Origin of the sequence: Streptomyces sp. NPDC008121 (assembly GCF_042957155.1) — a bacterium.
Lineage (GTDB): Bacteria > Actinomycetota > Actinomycetes > Streptomycetales > Streptomycetaceae > Streptomyces.
Map to the genome: position 1 here is coordinate 197663 of NZ_JBIBHT010000009.1, position 22164 is coordinate 219826.

General features: G+C 73.8%; 21 protein-coding genes. 15 read left to right on the forward strand and 6 right to left on the reverse strand.

The features are described 5' to 3' along the window. Positions 1 to 54 precede the first annotated feature (54 nt). The 4 genes from ACFZBD_RS28285 (at position 55) to ACFZBD_RS28300 (ending at position 4625) form a co-directional block, all read left to right on the forward strand. Positions 55 to 1257: a betaine/proline/choline family ABC transporter ATP-binding protein gene (locus ACFZBD_RS28285; RefSeq protein WP_391144807.1), complete on the forward strand. Its 1203-nt coding sequence runs from the start codon at positions 55 to 57 to the stop codon at positions 1255 to 1257. Next, a complete protein-coding gene (locus ACFZBD_RS28290) occupies positions 1250 to 3058 on the forward strand; it encodes a glycine betaine ABC transporter substrate-binding protein (RefSeq protein ID WP_391144809.1) in 1809 nt (602 codons plus the stop codon). Before ACFZBD_RS28285 ends, ACFZBD_RS28290 begins: the two co-directional genes overlap by 8 nt. Positions 3059 to 3300: 242 nt before the next feature. Beyond that, a complete protein-coding gene (locus tag ACFZBD_RS28295; RefSeq protein WP_391144812.1) occupies positions 3301 to 3852 on the forward strand; it encodes a cupin domain-containing protein in 552 nt (183 codons plus the stop codon). After that, positions 3849 to 4625, forward strand: coding sequence for a helical backbone metal receptor (locus ACFZBD_RS28300; protein WP_391144814.1), 777 nt, complete (start codon positions 3849 to 3851; stop codon positions 4623 to 4625). Before ACFZBD_RS28295 ends, ACFZBD_RS28300 begins: the two co-directional genes overlap by 4 nt. Here ACFZBD_RS28300 and ACFZBD_RS28305 read toward each other — a convergent pair. Then, positions 4552 to 5709, reverse strand: coding sequence for a TDT family transporter (locus ACFZBD_RS28305; RefSeq protein ID WP_391144817.1), 1158 nt, complete (start codon positions 5707 to 5709; stop codon positions 4552 to 4554). The genes ACFZBD_RS28300 and ACFZBD_RS28305 overlap by 74 nt on opposite strands. 70 nt (positions 5710 to 5779) lie before the next feature. On the opposite strand from ACFZBD_RS28305, the gene ACFZBD_RS28310 reads away from it, so the two are divergent. Further along, the gene (locus ACFZBD_RS28310) at positions 5780 to 6742 is read left to right on the forward strand and encodes a LysR substrate-binding domain-containing protein (protein ID WP_391144819.1); all 963 of its coding nucleotides are present in this window, start codon (positions 5780 to 5782) and stop codon (positions 6740 to 6742) included. A gap of 151 nt (positions 6743 to 6893) precedes the next feature. Here ACFZBD_RS28310 and ACFZBD_RS28315 read toward each other — a convergent pair whose 3' ends face one another. From ACFZBD_RS28315 to ACFZBD_RS28325, 3 genes are all read right to left on the reverse strand, one after another. Next, positions 6894 to 7616 carry a gamma-glutamyl-gamma-aminobutyrate hydrolase family protein gene (locus ACFZBD_RS28315; RefSeq protein WP_391144822.1) on the reverse strand — a complete coding sequence of 241 codons (723 nt, stop codon included), beginning with the start codon at positions 7614 to 7616 and terminating at the stop codon, positions 6894 to 6896. Positions 7617 to 7648: 32 nt separating this feature from the next. After that, entirely contained in the window at positions 7649 to 9103 is a 1455-nt protein-coding gene (eat, locus tag ACFZBD_RS28320) for an ethanolamine permease (protein ID WP_391144825.1), read from the reverse strand. A 151-nt stretch (positions 9104 to 9254) separates the two neighbouring features. Beyond that, positions 9255 to 10016: an FCD domain-containing protein gene (locus tag ACFZBD_RS28325; protein ID WP_391144827.1), complete on the reverse strand. Its 762-nt coding sequence runs from the start codon at positions 10014 to 10016 to the stop codon at positions 9255 to 9257. 78 nt (positions 10017 to 10094) lie between these two features. Here ACFZBD_RS28325 and ACFZBD_RS28330 point away from each other — a divergent pair, with 78 nt between their 5' ends. The 4 genes from ACFZBD_RS28330 (at position 10095) to ACFZBD_RS28345 (ending at position 14669) form a co-directional block, all read left to right on the forward strand. Then, positions 10095 to 11459: a glutamine synthetase family protein gene (locus tag ACFZBD_RS28330; RefSeq protein ID WP_391144830.1), complete on the forward strand. Its 1365-nt coding sequence runs from the start codon at positions 10095 to 10097 to the stop codon at positions 11457 to 11459. A gap of 8 nt (positions 11460 to 11467) precedes the next feature. Then, the gene (locus ACFZBD_RS28335; protein WP_391144833.1) at positions 11468 to 12841 is read left to right on the forward strand and encodes an aldehyde dehydrogenase family protein; all 1374 of its coding nucleotides are present in this window, start codon (positions 11468 to 11470) and stop codon (positions 12839 to 12841) included. Positions 12842 to 12846: 5 nt separating this feature from the next. Further along, complete coding sequence (locus ACFZBD_RS28340) at positions 12847 to 13629, forward strand: 3-oxoacyl-ACP reductase (RefSeq protein WP_391144836.1); 783 nt, start codon at positions 12847 to 12849, stop codon at positions 13627 to 13629. Positions 13630 to 13757: 128 nt separating this feature from the next. Continuing rightward, positions 13758 to 14669, forward strand: coding sequence for a DUF2510 domain-containing protein (locus ACFZBD_RS28345; protein ID WP_391144839.1), 912 nt, complete (start codon positions 13758 to 13760; stop codon positions 14667 to 14669). Between the two features lie 40 nt (positions 14670 to 14709). Here ACFZBD_RS28345 and ACFZBD_RS28350 read toward each other — a convergent pair whose 3' ends face one another. Beyond that, the gene (locus tag ACFZBD_RS28350) at positions 14710 to 15912 is read right to left on the reverse strand and encodes an alanine racemase (protein WP_391144840.1); all 1203 of its coding nucleotides are present in this window, start codon (positions 15910 to 15912) and stop codon (positions 14710 to 14712) included. 109 nt (positions 15913 to 16021) lie between these two features. Here ACFZBD_RS28350 and ACFZBD_RS28355 point away from each other — a divergent pair, with 109 nt between their 5' ends. The 3 genes from ACFZBD_RS28355 (at position 16022) to ACFZBD_RS28365 (ending at position 19745) form a co-directional block, all read left to right on the forward strand. Next, on the forward strand, positions 16022 to 17470 hold the full coding sequence (locus tag ACFZBD_RS28355; RefSeq protein WP_391144844.1) for a hypothetical protein: 1449 nt from the start codon (positions 16022 to 16024) through the stop codon (positions 17468 to 17470). Then, positions 17467 to 18684, forward strand: a complete 1218-nt coding sequence (gene mycP / locus ACFZBD_RS28360; protein ID WP_391144847.1) for a type VII secretion-associated serine protease mycosin — start codon at positions 17467 to 17469, stop codon at positions 18682 to 18684. The genes ACFZBD_RS28355 and mycP overlap by 4 nt, the downstream gene beginning before the upstream one ends. A gap of 317 nt (positions 18685 to 19001) precedes the next feature. Next, entirely contained in the window at positions 19002 to 19745 is a 744-nt protein-coding gene (locus ACFZBD_RS28365) for an SseB family protein (RefSeq protein ID WP_391144850.1), read from the forward strand. A 125-nt stretch (positions 19746 to 19870) separates the two neighbouring features. Here the strand turns inward: ACFZBD_RS28365 and ACFZBD_RS28370 are convergent, their stop codons facing one another. Further along, positions 19871 to 20239, reverse strand: coding sequence for a DUF1844 domain-containing protein (locus ACFZBD_RS28370; protein WP_365719564.1), 369 nt, complete (start codon positions 20237 to 20239; stop codon positions 19871 to 19873). A gap of 309 nt (positions 20240 to 20548) precedes the next feature. Between ACFZBD_RS28370 and infC the strand changes: the two genes are divergently transcribed. From infC to rplT, 3 genes are all read left to right on the forward strand, one after another. Beyond that, on the forward strand, positions 20549 to 21280 hold the full coding sequence (infC, locus tag ACFZBD_RS28375; protein ID WP_391144854.1) for a translation initiation factor IF-3: 732 nt from the start codon (positions 20549 to 20551) through the stop codon (positions 21278 to 21280). Positions 21281 to 21403: 123 nt separating this feature from the next. Further along, positions 21404 to 21598, forward strand: a complete 195-nt coding sequence (rpmI, locus tag ACFZBD_RS28380; protein ID WP_019884943.1) for a 50S ribosomal protein L35 — start codon at positions 21404 to 21406, stop codon at positions 21596 to 21598. Between the two features lie 105 nt (positions 21599 to 21703). Next, a complete protein-coding gene (gene rplT, locus ACFZBD_RS28385; RefSeq protein ID WP_125652405.1) occupies positions 21704 to 22090 on the forward strand; it encodes a 50S ribosomal protein L20 in 387 nt (128 codons plus the stop codon). The last annotated feature ends 74 nt before the right edge of the window (positions 22091 to 22164 follow it).

Genomic DNA, 22164 nt, shown 5'->3' on the forward strand with positions numbered 1-22164 from the left:
CCAGGACGGAGTCCTCGGGGGAGGGCCGTATTCGTTGCTACGCGTGAGGTATATGTGTCCAGGCTCCAGGCCGATCACCTGTACAAGGTGTTCGGCAGACGACCCGATGAATCCGTCAAGAAGCTCGCCGACGGCGCGAACCGCGACGAGCTCCGTGCGGAAGGCACGACCGCGGCCGTGATCGACGCGTCCTTCGTCGTCGAGCCGGGCCAGATCTTCGTCGTGATGGGTCTGTCCGGATCCGGCAAGTCCACCCTGCTGCGCATGCTCAACGGGCTGCTCGAGCCCACCGCCGGCCGTGTCCTGTTCGACGGCAAGGACCTCACCGCGCTGAGCCCCCGCGACCTGCGCGCCGTGCGCTCGCAGAAGATCAGCATGGTCTTCCAGCACTTCGCGCTCTTCCCGCACCGCAGCGTCCTGGAGAACGCCGCCTACGGCCTGGAGGTCCAGGGCGTCCCGCGCACCGAGCGCCTCGCCCGCGCCGCCGAGGCGCTGGAGCTGTGCGGTCTCGCCGGCTGGGAGGACTCCTGGCCCGACGAGCTGTCCGGCGGTATGCAGCAGCGCGTCGGCCTCGCCCGCGCGCTCGCGACCGACACCGACCTGCTTCTGATGGACGAGTCGTTCAGCGCCCTCGACCCGCTGATCCGCCGTGACATGCAGGACCAGCTCCTGGAACTGCAGAAGCGGCTGAAGAAGACCATCGTCTTCATCACCCACGACCTCAACGAGGCCATGCGCCTCGGCGACCGGATCGCGGTGATGCGGGACGGCCGGATCGTCCAGCTCGGCTCCGCCGAGGACATCCTGCTCCGCCCCGCCAACGACTACGTCGCCTCCTTCATCCAGGACGTCGACCGCTCCCGCGTGCTCACGGCCGCCGCCGTGATGACCGACCCCGAGCCCACGGCCGCCGTGCCCGGTCCGGCCGCGTCCACCGCCGACGCCGCACCCACCGTGCCCGGTCCCGCCGCGTCCACCGCCGACGCCGCCGAGCCCGCGGCCGCCCCCGCCGGTACCCGTCGGGCCGCCGCCGACGCCTGCGGCTGCGAGACCGTCGGCCCCGACACGCTGGTCGCGGACCTGTGCGCCGTCAGCGCCCGCGTCCCGCACCCCGTGGCCGTCAAGGACGCCGACGGCACCCTCCTCGGTGTCGTACCGCAGTCCCGTCTCATCGGTTTCATCGGTGACGAGCAGAGGCCCCCCACCGCCTGCGACGCCCCGGCCGCCGACGTCGAGGAGGTGCCCGCCCATGCCTAGGCTCCCCCTCGGCCAGTGGGTCGACAGCGCCGTCGACTGGCTCCAGATCCAGCTCTCCTGGCTCTTCGACGCCATCAGCACCGGCGTCACCGGTCTCTACGACGGGATCGACGCGGTCCTCGCCGCTCCCGAACCGCTGCTCTTCGCCGGCATCCTCGCCGTCGTCGCCTGGTGGCTGCGCGGCCTCACCGCCGGTGTGCTCGCCTTCGCCGGCTTCGCGCTCGTGGACTCCATCGAGCTGTGGGACGACGCCATGTCGACCCTCTCCCTGGTGCTCGTCGCGACCCTCGTCACCCTCGTGATCGCCGTACCGCTCGGCATCTGGGCGGCCCGCTCCAAGACCGTCAGCGCCGTCCTGCGCCCGGTCCTGGACTTCATGCAGACCATGCCGGCGATGGTCTACCTCATCCCCGGCATCATCTTCTTCGGCGTCGGCGTCGTCCCCGGCATCATCGCCACCATCGTCTTCGCGCTGCCCCCGGGCGTGCGGATGACCGAGCTCGGCATCCGCCAGGTCGACGGCGAACTCGTCGAGGCGGCCGAGGCGTTCGGCACGACCCCGCGCAACACGCTGCTGCGCGTGCAGCTGCCGCTCGCCCTGCCCACGATCATGGCCGGCGTCAACCAGGTGATCATGCTCGGCCTCTCCATGGTCGTCATCGCCGGCATGGTCGGCGGCGGCGGGCTCGGCGGCGCGGTCTACCGCGCCATCGGCAACGTCGACATCGGCCTCGGCTTCGAGGCGGGCATCTCCATCGTCATCCTCGCCATGTACCTGGACCGGATCACCGGCGCGCTGGGCCGTCAGGTCTCGCCGCTCGGCCGCCGGGCGCTGGCCAAGGCCCGCGCCGCGGTCGCCTCCCGCACCGGGGCGAAGATCTGGAGCCACCGGCCGCAGCCCGTCACGGCCCTCGTGGGCGTCGTGATCCTCGCGCTCGTCGCCGGCGGCATGGGCTTCTTCGGCGCCGGGGAGTCGACGACCACCGCCGACGGCGGCAAGAACGTCGGCCAGGGCAAGAAGATCAGCCTCGGCTATATCCCCTGGGACGAGGGCATCGCCTCGACCTTCCTCTGGAAGGAACTGCTGGAGCGCCGCGGCTTCGAGGTCGACACCAAGCAGCTGGAGGCCGGCGCGCTCTACACCGGCCTCGCGGGCGGTCAGATCGACTTCCAGACCGACGCCTGGCTCCCCGTCACCCACGCCCAGTACTGGGAGAAGTACCGGAACAAGCTGGAGGACCTCGGCTCCTGGTACGGACCCACCTCCCTGGAGCTGTCCGTGCCCTCCTACATGAAGGGCGTCGACTCCCTCGACGACCTCAAGGGCAAGGCCGGACAGTTCAAGGGCCGGATCGTGGGCATCGAGCCCAGCGCCGGCATGATGGGCATCCTCAAGGACAAGGTCCTGGACGACTACGGCCTCGAGGGCGAGTACAAGGTCCTCGACGGCTCGACCCCCGGCATGCTGTCGGAGCTGAAGCGCGCGTACGACAAGAAGGAGCCGGTCGTCGTCACGCTCTGGTCGCCGCACTGGGCGTACTCGACGTACGACCTGAAGAAGCTCGAGGACCCCAAGGGCAGCTGGGGCAAGGGCGACGGCGTCCACACCCTCGCCCGTAAGGGCTTCTCCTCCGACAACCCCGAGGTCGGCGCCTGGCTGAAGAACTTCAAGCTGACCGAGAAGCAGCTCACGGACCTCGAAGCCGTCATCCAGAAGACCGGCAAGGGCAAGGAACAGGATGCGGTCCGCGGCTGGCTGGAGAAGAACCCCGGTCTCGCCGAGAAGCTGACCCCGCAGTAGGGGTCGCCCGGGAGCGTGACGGACCCGTACGGGATCTCCTCGGAGGGTCCGGGACGGGCACCGGAACGGGATTTACGACTGCTGTCCGAAAAGGGGTGGTCGCCGAGCGTATTCGGCGGCCACCCCTTTTCGCCACGACGCGAAACCCTGCCCCAAAGCTGCGTAAGGTGCAGGTAACCGACGAGTACGAGGCGACCCGCCCGTACGGGGTACGAGCCCGAGGCACGAGGGAGGGAGCCGGCATGGACGACAAGGAATCCTTGCGCGTGGGCGCGGCCGTCAAGAGGCGCCGCAGAGCGCTCCAGCTCACCCTCGCCGTCGTCGCCTCCCGCAGCGGGCTGTCCGTGCCCTTCCTCAGCCAGATCGAGAACGAGCGGGCCCGCCCCAGCACCCGTTCCCTCCAGCTCGTCGCGGGCGCCCTGGACACCACGGCCGGCGAACTGCTCGCCGCGGCCGAGGCCGCCCGCACCGTCGACATCGTCCGCTCGCACGAGTCCGCCGGCGAGCTGCCCCCCGGCGTACGGTCCGTGGTCCGGGGCCGCCACCAGCTGCACGCCCTGGAGTTCACCGGCGAGCAGGACGCCGGCCGCGAATTCCTGCACCGCAACGACGAGTTGCTGTACGTCGCCGACGGCGCCGCCGAGGTCGAGGCGGAAGGCCGCGCGTACCGGCTCGAACGCGGCGACACCCTCTACCTCTCCGGCGGCGTGCGGCACCGGTGGCGCGCGACCGAGGCCGGCACCCGGCTGCTGGTCGTCGCCGTCGCCGAACACATCGAGGCCAGCGACGCATGACCGCGGCCGGACCCCCGCGCGGCGTACGCAGCGTCGTCTCCCTGGTCCCCTCCCTGACCGAGGCCATCGCCGTCACCGCCCCCGGCCTGCTGGTCGGCGCCACCGACTGGTGCACCCACCCGGCCGGCCTCGACGTCGTCCGCGTCGGAGGCACCAAGAACCCCGACGTCCCCGCGATCACCGCCCTGCGCCCCGACCTCGTCATCGCCAACGAGGAGGAGAACCGGGCCCCCGACCTGGCCGCCCTGCGCTCCGCCGGTCTCGACGTCCTGGTCACCGAGATCCGCGACCTCGACCAGGCGTTCGCCGAGCTGGCCCGGGTCCTGCGGGCCTGCGGCGCCGACCCGCGCCCGCGCTGGCTCGCCGAGGCGGAGGAGGCGTGGGCGGCCGTGGACCCGCGGGCGCTCGACGGGGGCCCCGCCGACGGGTCCGCGCGGCCCGCCGCCGTCGTGCCGATCTGGCGCCGCCCCTGGATGGTCCTCGGCCGGGACACCTTCGCCGGCGCCGTGCTCGCCCGGCTCGGCGTCCGTCAGCTGTACGCCGACCACGCCGAGCGCTACCCCCGCCTCCCCCTCGACGAACTCCGCGCCGCCGGTGCCGACCTCGTCGTGCTGCCCGACGAGCCGTACCGCTTCACGCCCGACGACGGGCCCGAGGCCTTCCCCGGCCTGCCCGCAGCCCTCGTTAGCGGACGGCACCTCACGTGGTACGGACCCTCGCTCGCCGAGGCGCCGACCGTGCTGACCCGGGCCCTGCGAGCAGCGCGCCGCTGACCAGCCCGCGCAGGGTGTGCGTGGCGGCCACCAGCCAGGCCGCCACGAGGACCGCGTACAGCGCGATCGCGAGCCAGCGGAAGGCGTCGAGCCCGGTGTGCCGTGCCAGCCCCTCCGCGCCGGTCACGCACGTGCCGACGGGGAAGGTGAACGCCCACCAGGTCAGCGCGAACCCCATGCCCCTGCGCCGTGCCCGCAGCACGAGGGCGCCGGCGAGCGCCAGCCACAGCAGCGCGAAGCCCATCACGGGCACGCCGTAGAGAACGGCGAACGCGCCGAAGCCGTGGGCGTACGGGGCGGGCAGGACGCCCGGAGCCGCGTCGGCGAAGGTGTTCGCGGCGGTCGTCGACTGGCCGAGCGGGCCGAGGACCAGGAAGAGGGTGGGGGTCAGCGCCAAGGGCGGCGGGCCGCCGGTGACCAGCCGGCCGAAGACGAGCGGCAGCATGGTGAGGGTGGCGAGCAGGCTGATGCCGAACAGGGCGTAACAGGCGATGAGCAGCGTCTCGCGGGCCTGCCCCGCGGGCATATGGGGCAGCAGCAACGGGCCGAGGGCCGCGGAGACCATCGGCGCGACGACGGGGAGCAGCCACACCGGAGAGGCGGCCTCGATGTGGTGGCGCACCACCATGAGGTACGGGATCGCCACGGCGGCGGCCAGGCCGATCAGCGTGCCGGCGGTGAAGAGGACCGTGTCGATCGCGAGGGCCGCCGGGAGGCCGATCCAGTCCCTGCCGAGGAGCAGCGTGCCGCCGCCGACCGCCAGCAGGGCCATCGACAGGCAGCCGTAGAAAGGCGCCACGGCCGGGTCGAGCAGATGCTCCCTGGCCCGGTCGCGATGGTGGATCCAGTGCAGGGCGCGGGCCGTGAGCAGGGCCAGGAGGAGGACCGAGGAGAGCGCCCAGACGGCCGTGCAGGCGGTGCGGAGTCCCGGAACGTGCACCGGAAGGTTCGCTCCGGCGGTGGCGACGACGGCGGTGCCCATCACGGAGGCGTACCAGTTGGGGCCGAGGTGACGGACCGCGGCCGCCCGCACGCCGGGGGTGGTGGCGAGGGGGGCCGGACGGGAGGGTGCGAGTGTTGCCATGCGTCCACCGTCGTCCGGCCGGGGCCGCCCCACCAGGGATCATGAGCCTATGACGCCATAAGCTGGATTTATGACCGGCCAGATGCACAGCGCCAGCGGCGAGCACCCCTCCGACGGGGGAGCGCCCCTCTCCCACCGGGTCCCGGACCTCGGGGCGCTCGAACTCCTGCTGGCCGTCGCCCGCCACGGGAGCCTCGGACGGGCGGCCCGCGAGGTCGGGATCACCCAGCCCGCGGCGAGCAGCCGGATCCGTTCGATGGAGCGGCAGCTCGGGGTGGCCCTGGTGGACCGCTCGCCGCGGGGTTCGCGGCTCACGGACGCGGGGGCGCTGGTGACGGACTGGGCGCGGCGGATCGTGGAGGCGGCGGAGGCCTTCGACGCGGGCGCCCAGGCGCTGCGCGGACGCCGGGACTCGCGGCTGCGGGTCGCCGCGTCGATGACGATCGCGGAGTACCTGCTTCCGGGGTGGCTGATCGCCCTGCGGGCGCAGCGGCCGGACACGGCGGTGTCCCTGCTGGCGGGGAACTCGGCGGTGGTCGCGGAGCGGCTCCTCGCGGACGAGGCGGACCTGGGGTTCGTGGAGGGGCTCGCCGTGCCCGACGGCCTGGACGGGGCGGTCGTGGCCCACGACCGGCTCGCCGTGGTCGCCGCGCCGTCCCATCCCTGGGCCCGCCGCCGCAGGCCGCTGGACCCGGCCGAGCTGGCCGCGACCCCGCTGATCCTGCGCGAGCGCGGCTCGGGCACCCGGCAGGTCCTCGACTCGGCGCTCTCGGCCCACGGCGGGCTCGCCAAGCCGCTCATGGAGCTGGCCTCCACGACGGCGGTGAAGGCGGCGGCGGTGAGCGGCGCGGGTCCGGCCGTCCTGAGCGAACTGGCGGTCGCCGAGGAGTTGGCCTCCCGCCGCCTGGTCGCGATCCCCGTCGCGGGCGCCCTGCTCCGCCGCGACCTCCGCGCGGTCTGGCCGACGGGGCACCGGCCCACGGGCCCGGCGCGGGACCTGCTGTCGCTGACGCGGGCGACGCCGACGGGGTGAGACGACCGGGGTGCCCGCGGGTGCTCGTGGGTGCTCGTGGGTGCGCGCGCAGACCCCCGCGCCCCCGCAAGGGCCCTCAGCGGGTCCGGGCGTTCGACTCCCCGCGCCTCACCACGCCCCGGCGCTCGACGCCGTGATCAGGCCGCGCTCCTCAGCGGGTCCGGGAGCTCGCCTCCCCGCCCCTCACCACACCCCCGGCGCTCGACGCCGTGATCAGGCCGCGCATGACCCGGAGGTCCTCGCCCATCTCCGGGTGCCACTGGACGCCGAGGGCCCACGCCGGTTCCGGGAGCTCCACCGCCTCGACCGTGCCGTCCTCCGCGTACGCCGACGGGATCAGGCCGTCGCCGAGGCGGTCCACCGCCTGGTGGTGGTAGGTCGGGACGGACGTCAGCTCGGGCACCAGGGAGGCGTAGCGGGTCCCCGGGACCGGCTTGACCGCGTGGTGGCCGATCACGCCGACCGCCTCCACATGGCCGTCGAGGTGCTGCACCAGCGTGCCGCCGAGCGCCACGTTCAGCAGCTGCATGCCCCGGCAGATGCCCAGCAGCGGCGTCCCCGAGGCGAGCGCCGCCTCGATCAGGGCCAGTTCCCAGGCGTCCCTGGCCCGGGCCGGCGGTCCGGTACGCGGGTCGGGCGCGGCCCCGTACCGTACCGGCTCGACGTCCGCGCCGCCCGCCACCACCACGCCGTCGAGCCGGGCCACGACCCCCGCAGCCGCCGACGGATCGTCCGGCGGGAGCATCGTCGCGAGACCGCCGCTCGCCTGGACCAGGCGCGGGTACTGCGCGGGGAGCAGCGCCGCCGGCATCTCCCACACACCCCAGCGGGCCGGGTCGAGATAGGTGGTCACGCCGATGAGCGGCTTGGGCACGGGGGACACTCCTGCGATAGGGGGACGGTACTTCAGTCGCGCTCGAGTTCGGCCTCGGCCGCCGCCAGCGCCGCGAACTCCTCCTCCGGCGCCTTCGCCACCAGATGGTGCCGACTGTAGAACGCGAAGTAGGCGAGGGCGATCACGTACACCCCGAGGGCGATGAAGGCCGCGTCCTTGTCGACGAGGAAGGTGGCCACCAGCGCCGACAGGGCGAGCACGAACGCCACCGACGAGGTCAGGACGCCGCCCGGGGTGCGGTACGGCCGGTGCAGCTGCGGTTCCCGGCGGCGCAGCACGATGTGCGAGAGCGCCATCAGGGCGTACGAGATGGTGGCGCCGAACACCGCGATGTTCAGCATCCGCGCCCCGTTCCCGGTGCCCGCCGCGAGCGCGAAGCCGATCGCGCCGGGGATGAGCAGGCCCAGGTACGGCGACTTGCGGCGGCTGGTCAGCGACAGGAAGCGGGGCAGGTAGCCGGCCCGGGAGAGGGCGAAGAGCTGCCGGGAACCGGCGTAGATGAGGGAGAAGAACGAGGCCACGAGCCCCGCGAGCCCGGCGTAGTTCACGAACCGGCTGAGCGCCGTCGGCTCCCCGTCGCCCTGGAGGGCCACCACGAGCGGGTTGCCCGCCTCCTGGATGGCGGCCGAGCCCCGGGCCCCCGTCGCGGCGAAGAAGGTCACCACGGCGAGCAGCACCAGGACGCCCATCGAGATCGCGAGCGCCCTCGGCATGGAGCGGACCGGGTCCTTGGCCTCCTCCGCCGCCAGCGGCACGCCCTCCACGCCGAGGAAGAACCACATGCCGAAGGGGAAGGCCGCCCAGATCCCGAGGAGTCCGAACGGCAGCCAGGAGTTGGCGCCGAACGCCTCGCCGTCGACCGGGATGTCGTTCAGTCCGTCGACGTGGAAGCCGCTCAGCGCGCCGAGCGCGAAGACGACGAGCGCCGCGACCGCGATCGCCGTCACGATGAGGCTGAACCGCAGCGCCTCGCCCACGCCCCACAGGTGGATCCCGATGAAGACCGCGAAGCAGGCGAGGTAGACCGGCCAGCCGGACTCGAGACCGAAGAGGCCGAGCGATTCGACGTAGTCGCCGATGAAGATGGAGATCGCGGCGGGCGCGAGGATGTACTCGATGAGGATCGCGGTGCCGGTGAGGAACCCGCCCCAGGTGCCGAGGGCCCGCCGGGCGAAGCCGTATCCGCCGCCGGCGGTGGGCAGGATGGCGGAGAGTTCGGCGAGCGCGAAGACGAGACAGGCGTACATCGCGCCCATCAGGACGGTGGCGATGGCCAGCCCGCCGAAGCCGCCCTTGGACAGGCCGATGTTCCAGCCGGAGAAGTCGCCGGAGACGACGTAGGCGACGCCGAGTCCGGTGAGCAGCAGCCAGCCGGCGCTGCCGCGCCGCAGGGCGCGGCGGTCGAGATAGTCGTCGGGCGCGGTCGTGGCTCCGGCCGTGTCCCCGGTGGTGTCTTCGAGCGTCATGGCAGCGTCAGCTCCCCGCAGCGGGCCCAATGGATTGGTGCCATACCTTTGCGCCGGGTCGGCGGGAACGCAACCCCCGTGCGTTACTTTCGGGTTACGCCGACGCCCCACACCGACGGACCGCGCCGGCCCCGACTGCCGCCGTGGGCCCTCAGGTGAGGAAACCGCGCAGCAGGGCCGCCGTACCGCCGCAGTGTTCGCGCATGACCTCGCGGGCCGCGTCCGCGTCGCCGTCGAGCACCGCCTCCACCAGCGCGGTGTGCTGGTGCTGGGAGTGCTCCAGGTTGCGCACCAGCAGCGGGATGCAGTCGAGCAGGTCGTTCACGGCCGCCCGGACGCCCGCGTACTGCGCGGTGAGCGTCGCCGACCCGGACAGCTCGGCCAGGGTGAGATGGAGCAGGGTGTCCTGGCGGCGGTAGTCGGCCAGGGGGGCGTCGTGCGTGGCCGCCAGGGCCGCGCGCAGCCGCTCCGCGCCCTCGCTCGTCAGCCCGTGCGCCGCGCACAGCCCCGCCGCGCCGACCTCCAGGACCTCGCGGAAGCGCAGGGTGTCCTCGACGTCGACGGAGGCGATCCGGCGGCGCAGCTCGTCCTCGCCCCCCGTCTGCGGCCGGTGCAGCACGAACGTTCCGCCGTACCGCCCCCGCCGGCTCTCCACCAGACCCTGCTCCTGGAGCACCTTCAGGACCTCGCGCAGGGTGACCCGGCTGATCCCCATCCGGTCGGCCAGCTCCCGCTCCGCCGGCAGCCGCTCCCCGCCGGGCACCAGCCCGAGCCGCACCACCTGGAGGATCTGCTCCAGCGCCTCCTCGAATCCGTTGCCCGCCCGCACCGGCCGCAGCACGGGCGTCAGCCGGTCCGGCACGTGCGCCACCGCGGCCGAGGCCGCGTCCGTCTCCCCACCGATCTTCGCCACGTCGCGGTTTCCCCTTCCCAAGCAATGGTCTCCGGCAATACCTTATGGATCCCGGCTGGCCGAAGGAGGAGTAATCCCGTGGCAGACCGCAAAGCCCCGCTCTCCGTCGAGGAGCTGCGTGCCCTCGTCGCGAGCGGTGAGATCGACACAGTCGTCCTGGCCTTCCCCGACATGCAGGGGCGGCTCCAGGGCAAGCGGTTCGCCGCACCGTTCTTCCTCGACGACGTCCTCGACCACGGCACCGAGGGCTGCAACTATCTCCTGGCCGTCGACACCGAGATGAACACGGTCGACGGATACGAGATGTCCTCCTGGGACCGCGGCTACGGCGACTTCGCCATGATCCCCGACCTCGCCACCCTGCGCCGCGTCCCCTGGAACGAGGGTACGGCGATGCTCATCGCCGACCTCGCCTGGAACGACGGCTCACCCGTCGTCGCCGCGCCCCGCCAGATCCTCCGCCGCCAGCTGGAGCGGCTCGCCGAACACGGCTTCACCGCGCACGTCGGCACGGAGCTGGAGTTCATCGTCTTCAAGGACACCTACGAGCAGGCCTGGGACGCGAACTACCGCGGGCTGACCCCGGTCAACCAGTACAACATCGACTACTCCGTCCTCGGCACCGGCCGCGTCGAGCCCCTGCTGCGCCGCATCCGCAACGAGATGGCGGCTGCCGGGCTGACGGTCGAGTCCGCCAAGGGCGAGTGCAACCCCGGCCAGCACGAGATCGTCTTCCGCTACGACGAAGCCCTCGTCACCTGCGACCAGCACGCCGTCTACAAGACGGGCGCCAAGGAGATCGCCGCCCAGGAAGGCGTCTCGCTCACCTTCATGGCGAAGTACAACGAGCGCGAGGGCAACTCCTGCCACATCCACCTCTCGCTCCAGGACGCGGACGGGCGGAACGCGATGGCCGGGGACGGACCCGGCGGCATGTCGGACGTCATGCGGTACTTCCTCGCCGGACAGCTCGCCGCCCTGCGCGACTTCTCCCTCCTCTACGCCCCCCACATCAACTCCTACAAACGCTTCCAGCCCGGCTCCTTCGCCCCCACCGCCGTCGCCTGGGGCGTCGACAACCGCACCTGCTCCCTGCGCGTCGTCGGCCACGGCCGCTCGATCCGCTTCGAGAACCGCCTCCCCGGCGGAGACGTCAATCCCCACCTCGCCGTCGCCGGCCTCGTCGCCGCCGGCCTGTACGGCATCGAGCAGCGCCTGGAACTGCCCTCGGCCTGCGACGGCAACGCCTACACCGCCGACTACGCGCACGTCCCCACCACCCTGCGCGAGGCCGCCGAACTCTGGGAGACCAGCCCCATCGCCAAGGCCGCATTCGGCGACGAGGTCGTCGCCCACTACCGCAACATGGCCCGCGTCGAACTCGACGCGTACGACGCCGCGGTGACCGACTGGGAACTGCGCCGCTCCTTCGAACGCATGTGAGGAACGAGTTGCCGCACGAACTGCTTGTCCTGAACCCGGCGACCGAAGAGGTCGTCGCGACCGTCCCGGCCGCCACCGCCGAAGACGTCGACGCGGCCGTCACCCGGGCCGCCGAAGCCCAGCGCGGCTGGGCCGCCGCGGCCCCCGCCGACCGGGCCCGGCTGCTGCGCCGCTTCGCCTCCGTCGTCGACGCCCACACCGAGGAGCTGGCCCTCCTCGAAGTCCGCGAGGCCGGACACACCCTCGGCAACGCCCGCTGGGAGGCCGGCAACGTCCGCGACCTGCTCGACTACGCGGCCGGGGGAGTGGAGCGGCTCAACGGCCGCCAGATCCCCGTCGCCGGCGGGATCGACCTCACCCTCCTCGAACCCCTCGGCGTCGTCGGCGTGATCGCGCCCTGGAACTTCCCCATGCCGATCGCCGCCTGGGCCACCGCCCCCGCCCTCGCCGCCGGCAACGCCGTGATCCTGAAGCCCGCCGAGACCACCCCGCTCACCGCGCTCCGGCTCGCCGAACTCGCCCTTGAGGCCGGGCTCCCCGCGGGGCTCTTCCAGGTCCTGCCGGGCGAGGGGGCCGTCGCGGGCGACGCGCTCGTCGGACACCCGGGCGTCGCCAAGATCGTCTTCACCGGCTCGACGCGCGTCGGCAAATCGATCATGGCGAAGTGCGCCGACCAGGTGAAGCGCGTGACGCTCGAACTCGGCGGCAAGAGCCCCAACATCGTCTTCGCCGACGCCGACCTCGAAGCGGCGGTGGCGGCGGCGCCGATGTCCTTCCTCGACAACAGCGGACAGGACTGCTGCGCCCGCACCCGCATCCTCGTCCAGCGCTCCGTCCACGACCGCTTCCTCGACCTGCTCGCCCCCGCGATCGAGGAGATCGTCGTCGGCGACCCCTCCGACGAGAAGACCCAGATGGGCCCGCTCATCTCCCGCGCCCAACTGGAGCGCGTACGGGGGTACGTCCCCGACTCCGCGCCCGCCCTCCGCGGCACGGCGCCCGAGGGCCCCGGCTTCTGGTTCCCGCCGACCGTCCTCACCGGTGTCCCCGAGGACGCCCCCTGCGCCGTCGAGGAGGTCTTCGGCCCCGTCGCCGTCGTCCTGCCCTTCGAGGACGAGGCCGACGCGATCCGGCTCGCCAACGCCACCGAGTACGGCCTGTCCGGCTCGATCTGGACCCGGGACGTCGGCCGCGCGCTGCGCGTCTCCCGGGGCGTCCGGGCCGGCAACCTGTCCGTCAACTCCCACTCCAGCGTCCGCTACTGGACCCCGTTCGGCGGCTACCGGCAGTCCGGCCTCGGCCGTGAACTGGGCCCCGACGCCCTCACCGCCTTCACCGAGACCAAGAACGTCTTCATCAGCACGGAAAGCACGGAGGCCTGAACCCCATGACCGACCCGATCGTCTGCCGGCGCCTCGTCGGCCGTACCGCCGTCATCACCGGGGCCGGCAGCGGCATCGGCCTGGCCGCCGCCCGCCGCCTCGCCTCCGAGGGCGCCCACGTCGTCTGCGGCGACATCGACGAGACCGCGGGCAAGGCCGCCGCCGAGGAGGTCGGCGGCACCTTCGTCCAGGTCGACGTCACCGACCCCGAGCAGGTCGAGGCGCTCTTCAAGACCGCCTTCGACACCTACGGCTCCGTCGACATCGCCTTCAACAACGCGGGCATCTCCCCGCCCGACGACGACTCCATCCTCACCACCGGCCTGGAGGCCTGGAAGCGCGTCCAGGACGTCAACCTCACCTCCGTCTACCTCTGCTGCAAGGCCGCCCTGCCCTACATGCGGCGGCAGGGCCGGGGCTCCATCATCAACACCGCCTCCTTCGTCGCCGTCATGGGCGCCGCCACCAGCCAGATCTCGTACACCGCCTCCAAGGGCGGCGTGCTCGCCATGTCCCGCGAGCTGGGCGTGCAGTTCGCCCGCGAGGGCATCCGGGTCAACGCGCTCTGCCCCGGGCCCGTCAACACCCCGCTCCTGCGGGAGCTGTTCGCCAAGGACCCGGAGCGCGCCGCGCGCCGCCTCGTGCACATCCCGGTGGGCCGGTTCGCCGAGGCCGAGGAGATCGCGGCCGCCGTCGCCTTCCTCGCCAGCGACGACTCGTCGTTCGTCAACGCCACCGACTTCCTCGTCGACGGCGGCATCTCGGGCGCGTACGTCACCCCGCTCTAGGGGATGTCCTGCCGACGGGACAGCCGGGCGTCCCACGACGCCCGGCTGTCCCGGGTACGCACAGCGGTGGCGGCCGGCCCGGCGGACTCCGTGTACGGCCCCTCGAACACGACCTCTAGGGTGGCCGGATGAGCATGATGACCCCTCCCGGCTGGTATCCGGACCCGACCACGCCCTCCGTCGAACGCTGGTGGGACGGTACGACCTGGAGCGCCCACACCCGGCCCCTGCCGGTCACCGCTCCGATGCCGGTCGTCGCTCCCGCACCCGCACGACGGGGCCGGGCGGTCGTGTTCGGCGCGGTGGCGGTCGCCGCCGTCGCGGCGAGCGTGGTCGTGGGCGTCGTCCTCGGCGGCGACGAGGAGGGCCCGGAGAAGGCGGGACCGCCCCCGGCGACCCCGACGACCACCTCGGCCGCGCCGACCACCACCTCCTCCAGCGGCCCGGCGACCGACGACGAGGACGAGGACCCGACGCGGGTCGTCGACCAGCTCAACGGCATCAGCCTCCCCGTCATCAAGGGATGGGAGAAGCCGCGGTACACCGCCGGCGGTATGCCGACGGTCACGACCGCCGGCACCTACACCTGCCCCGGCGCGCCCAGCGTCGACTGCCGCCGCGGCACCGTCGACTCCCGCACGGCGTCGGGTACGGACGCCGCCACCCCGGAGGCCCTCGCCAAGGAGGACATCGCCCTGGCCGCGGACGCCTTCCTCGAGGACGACGTCTACGGCAACCACCCCTACGGCGGGATCGTCTCCCACCGGCAGGTCGCCGCCCGCCCCACCGTCGTCGCCGGCCGCACCGGCTACCTGGTGCGCTGGCAGGTCACCACCGGCAAGGGCCCCGGCGCCTACGTCCAGTCCGTGGCCTTCCCCTCCCCGCTGGGCAGCGAGTCCCCGGTCCTGGTCCGCTTCGCCTTCGACGCGGGGCCCGCCGGGCCGCCGCTCGCCGCGATGGACGAGATCGTGCGCGGGATCCTCCCCCTCGGCAGCACGACCAACGGAGGCGTGGGCGCCCCGATCACCCCGGGCTCCTGACACCCCCCGCAGCACACGTCCGAGAGGAACGTACGGCCTCCTAGAGGAACGTGCGGCCCTCGCCCCGGTACGTCGGTACGGTCGCCGTGACCCGGTCGCCCTCGACCAGCCGCAGGTTGTCGAACCGCTCGCACAGCTCACCGGCCTTCGCGTGCCGGAACCACACCTTGTCGCCGATGAGCAGATCGTCGGCGGGGGAGCCGAGCAGCGGGGTCTGCACCTCGCCCGGCCCCTCCTGCGGGTCGTACCGCAGCCCCTCCGGAAGGTACGGGACGGGCAGCCGGTCCGGCCCCGCCGCGCCGGACGCGGGGTAGCCGCCGCCGAGCACGGTCACCACGCCGACGCCCGGGCGGCGCACCACCGGCTGGGCGAAGAGGGCGGCGGGGCGGCCGGAGAAGGACGTGTAGTTGTCGAAGAGGCGCGGCACGAAGAGCCCCGACCCGGCGGCGATCTCGGTCACCGCCTCCTCGGCCGCCGTGTGCTGCACGCTGCCCGTCCCGCCGCCGTTGACGAACTCCAGGTCCGGCGCGACCGCCCGCACGGCACGGACCACGGCGGCCCGCCGCTCCGCCAGCTCCCTGCGGGCGGCGGACTGCATCAGCCGGATCGCCCGGGAGCGCAGCGGCCGCCCGGCGACCGCGTCCCCGACCCCGGCGACATGACCTTCGTACGCCATGATCCCGACCAGCCGGAAGCCCGGACGGCGGGCCACCGACCGGGCCAGCTCGGCCAGCTGGGCGGGCTCGCGCAGCGGGGAGCGGAGGGCCCCGACCCGGATCCGCCCGCCGAACAGCCGGAGGGAGGTGTCGAGCTCCAGACAGACCCGGATCTCCTCCTCGCCGCCCGCGCGGGCGTGGTCGACCAGGTCGAGCTGCGCCGGATCGTCGACCATGACGGTGACGGCGGCGGCGAGCTTGGGGTCGTTCGCCAGCTCGCCGAACGCGGTCCGGTCGGCGGACGGATAGGCGAGCAGCACGTCGTCGAACCCGGCGCGGGCGAGCCACAGCGACTCGTCGAGGGTGAACGACATGATCCCGGCGAAGCCCTCGCGCGCCAGGACCCGCTCCAGCAGCGCCCGGCACCGCACGGACTTGCTCGCCACCCGGATCGGCTTGCCGCCGGCCCGCCGGACGAGATCCTCGGCATTGGCGTCGAACGCCTCCAGATCGACGATCGCCACGGGCGCGTCGAGATGGGCGGTGGCCCGGTCGTACCGGGCCCGGTCGGCGGCGCGGGGAGTCATGGGCCGAGCTTGCCAGACAGGTTTACGGCAGGGTAGCCCCTCGGTTCCCGTGCAGGGGGGAACAGCCCGTAGAGTGACGGCCATTGCCAGAACGACCAGGGGGACGGGTATGACCACCGACGCGCACCCTCCCAGGTCCCGGATCAGCGAGGCGCTGCTCCCCCAGACGCCCCCCGCCCCGAGCACCCCCGCACCGGGCACGTCCGCCGCCCCGGCGCCGAGCCGGTCCGCCGCTCCCTCCGTGCCGGGCACGTCCGCCCAGGCCCCTTCGCCGAACCGGTCCGCGCAGGCTCCGGCGCCCGGCGCCCCCGCCCCGGCAGGCACCGCACGTGCGACGGCCGCCCTGGACGCCCCCGTCCCGCCCCGCCCCGCCGGGCCCCCGGCCGCCGGCGGCGACGCCCGCGGCCCCCTTCCCGGCGACCGCGGACGCGGCATACCGCCCCGCCCCGCCGAGGCCCCCTCCGTCGAGACGACCGCCCGGCTGCGCCCGATCCGCGACACCGGCCGGGACCCGCGTACGGCCCCGGCCAACGGCTCCGTACCCGCGCCCCGGCGCGCCGGCCACCCCCTGCCCGCCCCCGCCACCGGCGACCCGCGCCGCCCGGCCCCGCCGAGGGGCCCGCACGCCGACCCCGCGCACGGCGACCGGGCCGGCTCCCGACCGGAGACGGGGACCGAAGCGGCGGCGCAGGCGACATGGGCCGCGGCCGCCGGGCGGTCCCGGCAGGCCTACGGGACGTACGGCGCCTACCAGGCGTACACCGTGCCGCCCGAGACGCCCGCCGAGACGACCACGCGGCTCCGGCCCGTCCAGGAGCGCCGGACCGGACGCCTGATCGCGGCCGGGGTGTGCCTCGTCGTCGGACTGGGACTCATCGGCGGCGCCGTCGCCGGGACCGTCCTCGCCGCCGGCCACGTGGGCGAGCCCCCCGAGCCCCCCGGCTTCTCGCAGGCCAGGGCCCTCTGGCACAACGCCCCGGTGGACACCCTCTTCCCCCGTACCCTCGCCGGCCCGAAAGCCGGACCCGGGGACGCCGCCCGCTCCTGGACGCGTGTCGTCGTCGCCCCCGACGCCCCCTGCACGCCCGCCGTCCTGCCCGCCAGCGTCCTCACCGCCCTGCGGCCCCCCGGCTGCGACCGCGTCCTGCGCGCCACGTACACCGACGCGACCGCCACCAGCGTCATCACCGTCGGCCTGGCGTTCACCCCGGCCGACCCCGCCACCATGCGCTCCCTCGACGGGCCCCTGATCGGCGACGACGCGCCCCCACCGCTCTCCGCCCCGGGCACGGTCGCCGAGCGCTTCGGCGCCGGACAGCGCGCCAGCTGGTGGACGCGCGCCCTGCCCGACCTCCCCGTCGTCGTCTTCTCGGTCTCCGGGTTCGCCGACGGCCGCCCGGTCAGCCCCGAGCCCGCCGCCGAGGCCATGGCGGCCGACCGGACCACCGCCCCCGCCCAGGCCGGCCTCGGCCACGAGGCCAAGGGCGTCGCCGACGGCATCGAGCGCGGCCTGCGCGCGACCGTCGCCGCGGCCGCCCAGAAGGACGACGACCGGTGACCGCACGCCCCACCCGGAGCCCCGTCCGGCGCCGTACCCGCGCGCGCGCCGCCGCCGCGGCCCTCCTCGCCGCCGCGTTCGCGGTCCTCCCCGCCACCGCCGCGCCCGCCCACGCCGACACCATCCGCGGGCAGCAGTGGGGCCTGGAGGCCCTGCACACCGAGGAGGCGTGGCGCACCACCCGGGGCGAGCGCGTCACCGTCGCCGTCCTGGACACCGGCGTCGACGCCGACCACCCCGACCTCGCCGGCTCGGTCCTCACCGGCACCGACCTCATCGGCTTCGGCGCCCGGGAAGGCGATCGCGCCTGGGCCCGCCACGGCACCGCCATGGCCGGCATCATCGCCGGGCACGGCCACGGCCCCGACCGCCAGGACGGCGTCCTCGGCGTCGCGCCCCAGGCGCGGATCCTGCCCGTCCGGGTCATCCTCGAAGGCACCGACAAGGCCCGGGACAAGGCCCGCAAGTCCCGGGGGACCGCCCTCGCCGAAGGCATCCGCTGGGCGGTCGACCACGGCGCCGACGTCATCAACCTCTCCCTCGGCGACGACTCCGAGTCCGCGCACCCCGACGCCGGCGAGGACGCCGCCGTGCAGTACGCCCTCGCGAAGGGCGTCTCCGTCGTGGCCTCGGCCGGCAACGGCGGCGAGAAGGGCGACCACATCTCCTTCCCGGCGGCCTACCCCGGCGTCATCGCCGTCACCGCCGTCGACCGCTACGGCACCCACGCCTCCTTCTCCACCAGCCGCTGGTACGCCACCGTCAGCGCGCCCGGCGTCGACATCGTCATGGCCGACCCCGACCGCCGCTACTACCAGGGCTGGGGCACCAGCGCCGCCGCCGCGTTCGTCTCCGGCGCCGTGGCGCTCGTCCGCTCCGCCCACCCCGACCTGACCCCGGCCCAGGTCAAGAAGCTCCTCACGGACACCGCCCGCAACCGGCCCAAGGCAGGCCGCAGCGACGCCAAGGGGTACGGGACGGTCGACCCCGCCGCCGCCATCGAGGCCGGGGCCGCACTCCGGGGCGCCGACCCCAAGAACGCCGCCGCCGGCTTCGGCGGGCGCTATTTCGGCCCCGGGCCGAGCCCCGCCGCCGACGACGGCGAACCGACCGGCCTGCTCGCCCCCGTCGCCGGCGGCGTCGGCGTGCTGCTGCTCGTGGCCGCGGCCGTCCTCTGGCGCACCGGCCTCACCGGCCCCCGCCCACCCCGCTGACGGTCCCGCGCCGAGACACCCGGCCCGACCGCCCCGCCCGGCTCGCGGACCCGGTCGGCAGGCGCTCCCCGGCCCGCCCGGACTTCACCCGGCTCGCGGACCCGGTCGGCAGGCGCTCCCCGGCCCGCCCGGACTTCACCCGGCTCGCGAGCCGGTCGGCAGGCGCTCCCCGGCCCGACTCGCCCCGCCCGGCTCGCGGACCGGACCGGCAGGCGCTCCCCGGCCCGACCGCCAGGCCCGGCTCGCGGACCGGCCGCAGGCGCTCCCGTTCCCCGGCCGGGGAACAACCCCCCGACCGCGGCGGCTAGGCTCGTCGCGTGGCGCTCAAGAACATCCCTGACCCCGGTTTCTCCGACGACGACGGCACCGCCGACCCGCGGCTCTCCCAGGCCCTGGCCGCCTGGGCGGCGGACAGAACCGCGCACGGCCCCGTCCTGGAGGCGCTCCGGGACGCGCGTCTGCTCGTGCCCGTCGTGGCCGTCCTCGGCGAGGTCGAGGAGGACCCCGAGACGGGTCTGCGCCGCGAGAAGACCAGCGACATGGCCGTGCCGACGCTGACCGCGGGCGACCGGCGCGCGCTCCCCGCCTTCACCTCCCTCGCCGCGCTCGCCCTCTGGGACCCGGCCGCCCGCCCCGTCGCCGTCCCCCTCCACCAGGCGCTCCAGGCCCTCGCCCACGAGAAGGCGGACACCCTCGTCCTGGACCTGGCGGGGCCCGTGCCGTACCAGGTGACCGGCCCGGCCCTGCTCGCCCTCGCGGAGGGCCGCCGGAGCGCGGACCCGCTGGACGACCCGGCGGTACGCGAGGCGGTGCGCGCCGCCGTCGCCGCCGAGCCCGCCGTCCTGCGCGCCCACCTCGGCCCCGGCAGCGCCGACGGCACCCTCGCCCTCGTCCTGGCGCCGGACGCGGCCCCGGCGGAAGCCGCCCAGCGGGTCGCCCGGCTGCTCGCCGCCGACGAGACGCTCAGAGCCCGCCTCGTACGCGGCCTCGACCTGGCGCTCCTGCCCGCCACGGCCACGCCGCCCGGCGAGCCCTTCTACATCAGCGCCCACGCGGACTGAGCGCGCGGACGACGGAGGGGCGGGCGCCGGCCGGAACCGGCGCCCGCCCCTCGGCGTGGCTTTCCGCCGCACAGTGGCGGAGCGGTGCGGCCCGCCACCGGCGGGCCCTGGATCGAGCGGTGGACTCAGCCGTACACCGGACCGGTGTACTTCTCGCCCGGGCCCTGGCCCGGCTCGTCCGGGACGAAGGAGGCCTCGCGGAAGGCGAGCTGCAGGGACTTCAGACCGTCCCGCAGCGGCGCCGCGTGGAACGAGCTGATCTCCGTCGCGCCGGCGTCCAGCAGACCCGCCAGCGCGTGGATCAGCTTGCGGGCCTCGTCGAGGTCCTTGTGCTCCTCGCCCTCCTCGGTGAGCCCGAGCTTCACCGCGGCGGCGCTCATCAGGTTGACGGCGACCGTCACGATCACCTCGACGGCCGGGACCTCCGCGATGTCGCGGGTCATGGCGTCGAAGTCGGGGGAGTCCGCGGACTCGGTGTGGGGCGTTTCGCTCATGCCCCACACGATAAGCCGCGGCGGGCGGGGGAGCGGTCCCGGTCCTCCGTTAGCAAACCGCCCCGGTCGGTGCTAACCTTGTGTAACGACCGGCCGGACACGTGTGTGCCCGGCCCACAAGTGGAGGCTCCGACTTCCCACCTGGCCGCCCTCGCGGGCGGCGGGTCACCGGTCAGGTGGCGCCCATCGTTCCGTACGGACGATGGAGCCGCCCGATGTGCGCCCCGCGGTTGACCGCGGCGGTGCTCCGGTATTTTCGCGGAGCCCCGCCTGTGTCCCGTCCGGGGCGTTTTTCACGTTCCGGCGCGGTTGGTCTCACAGAAACAGACATGCGCGTCCGTCCGCCAGGCGGTCGCGTGGTGCTACCGAGGAGGATCCATCAGCGCCGAGCCCCGCATCAACGACAGGATTCGCGTTCCCGAGGTGCGACTTGTCGGACCCAGCGGCGAGCAGGTCGGGATTGTTCCGCTTGCCAAGGCCCTGGAGCTCGCACAGGAGTACGACCTCGACCTGGTCGAGGTCGCGGCGACCGCCCGTCCGCCCGTGTGCAAGCTCATGGACTACGGGAAGTTCAAGTACGAGTCGGCCATGAAGGCCCGTGAGGCGCGCAAGAACCAGGCGCACACGGTCATCAAGGAGATGAAGCTCCGGCCGAAGATCGACCCGCACGACTACGACACCAAAAAGGGTCACGTCGTCCGGTTCCTCAAGCAGGGCGACAAGGTCAAGATCACGATCATGTTCCGTGGTCGTGAGCAGTCCCGCCCGGAGCTTGGCTTCCGTCTGCTGCAGCGACTGGCTTCGGACGTCGAGGAGCTTGGCTTCATCGAGTCCAACCCGAAGCAGGACGGCCGGAACATGATCATGGTTCTCGGCCCCCACAAGAAGAAGACCGAGGCCATGGCCGAGGCGCGCGAGGCTCAGGCCGCGCGCAAGGCGGAGCGTCAGGGCGTTTCGTCCGACGAGTCCGCCGAGGCTCCGGCCGAGGAGACCGTGGTCGAGGCTTCCGCCGAGGCCCCGGCCGAGAACCCCGAGGCGTGACCCGAGGGGCTGCCCGCCAGGCAGCCCCGGGCTTCGCCCGGAACCACCACACCAAGAATTGACGCTCCCGGTCGTCCGGTGCCCGCACCGGGGGGAGCGCCACTGACGAGGAGATACGGCGCGATGCCGAAGAACAAGACGCACTCCGGTGCCAAGAAGCGCTTCAAGATCACCGGCTCCGGCAAGGTGCTGCGCGAGCGCGCCGGCAAGCGCCACCTGCTCGAGCACAAGTCGTCCAAGCTGACGCGCCGCCTCACCGGCAACGCCGAGATGGCCCCGGGCGACGCGGCCAAGATCAAGAAGATGCTGGGCATCTGACTGATCTCCGGCTCCCGGTGACCGGGAGCCACCGGCCCAGTCCGGGCCCCATTCGTTTCCGGGTCGTGTGAGTCCAACCACGGCCCCGCTACAAGGAGTTAACAAGTGGCACGCGTCAAGCGGGCAGTCAACGCCCACAAGAAGCGCCGGGCGATCCTCGAGGCGGCCTCCGGCTACCGCGGTCAGCGTTCGCGCCTGTACCGCAAGGCCAAGGAGCAGGTCACCCACTCGCTGGTCTACAACTACAACGACCGCAAGAAGCGCAAGGGCGACTTCCGTCAGCTGTGGATCCAGCGCATCAACGCCGCTGCCCGCCAGAACGGCATGACGTACAACCGCCTCATCCAGGGTCTGAAGGCCGCCAACATCGAGGTGGACCGCAAGATCCTCGCCGAGCTGGCCGTCAACGACGCCAACGCGTTCGCCGCGCTGGTCGAGGTCGCGCAGAAGGCTCTGCCGGCCGACGTCAACGCCCCGAAGGCCGCCGCCTGATCTTCCAGGCCGCAGTACTTCCGCCCGGACCCGCAGGCCCCGCGCCTGCGGGTCCGGCGCGTTCCGGGAGCGCC

Excerpts from the sequence above, each read along its gene's own strand:
- ACFZBD_RS28290 (WP_391144809.1), top strand. The coding sequence starts at position 1,250 with ATGCCTAGGCTCCCCCTCGGCCAGTGGGTCGACAGCGCCGTCGACTGG.
- ACFZBD_RS28295 (WP_391144812.1), top strand. The coding sequence starts at position 3,301 with ATGGACGACAAGGAATCCTTGCGCGTGGGCGCGGCCGTCAAGAGGCGC.
- ACFZBD_RS28300 (WP_391144814.1), top strand. The coding sequence starts at position 3,849 with ATGACCGCGGCCGGACCCCCGCGCGGCGTACGCAGCGTCGTCTCCCTG.
- ACFZBD_RS28305 (WP_391144817.1), bottom strand. The coding sequence starts at position 5,709 with ATGGCAACACTCGCACCCTCCCGTCCGGCCCCCCTCGCCACCACCCCC.
- ACFZBD_RS28310 (WP_391144819.1), top strand. The coding sequence starts at position 5,780 with ATGACCGGCCAGATGCACAGCGCCAGCGGCGAGCACCCCTCCGACGGG.
- eat (WP_391144825.1), bottom strand. The coding sequence starts at position 9,103 with ATGACGCTCGAAGACACCACCGGGGACACGGCCGGAGCCACGACCGCG.
- ACFZBD_RS28340 (WP_391144836.1), top strand. The coding sequence starts at position 12,847 with ATGACCGACCCGATCGTCTGCCGGCGCCTCGTCGGCCGTACCGCCGTC.
- ACFZBD_RS28345 (WP_391144839.1), top strand. The coding sequence starts at position 13,758 with ATGAGCATGATGACCCCTCCCGGCTGGTATCCGGACCCGACCACGCCC.
- ACFZBD_RS28350 (WP_391144840.1), bottom strand. The coding sequence starts at position 15,912 with ATGACTCCCCGCGCCGCCGACCGGGCCCGGTACGACCGGGCCACCGCC.
- ACFZBD_RS28355 (WP_391144844.1), top strand. The coding sequence starts at position 16,022 with ATGACCACCGACGCGCACCCTCCCAGGTCCCGGATCAGCGAGGCGCTG.
- ACFZBD_RS28370 (WP_365719564.1), bottom strand. The coding sequence starts at position 20,239 with ATGAGCGAAACGCCCCACACCGAGTCCGCGGACTCCCCCGACTTCGAC.
- rpmI (WP_019884943.1), top strand. The coding sequence starts at position 21,404 with ATGCCGAAGAACAAGACGCACTCCGGTGCCAAGAAGCGCTTCAAGATC.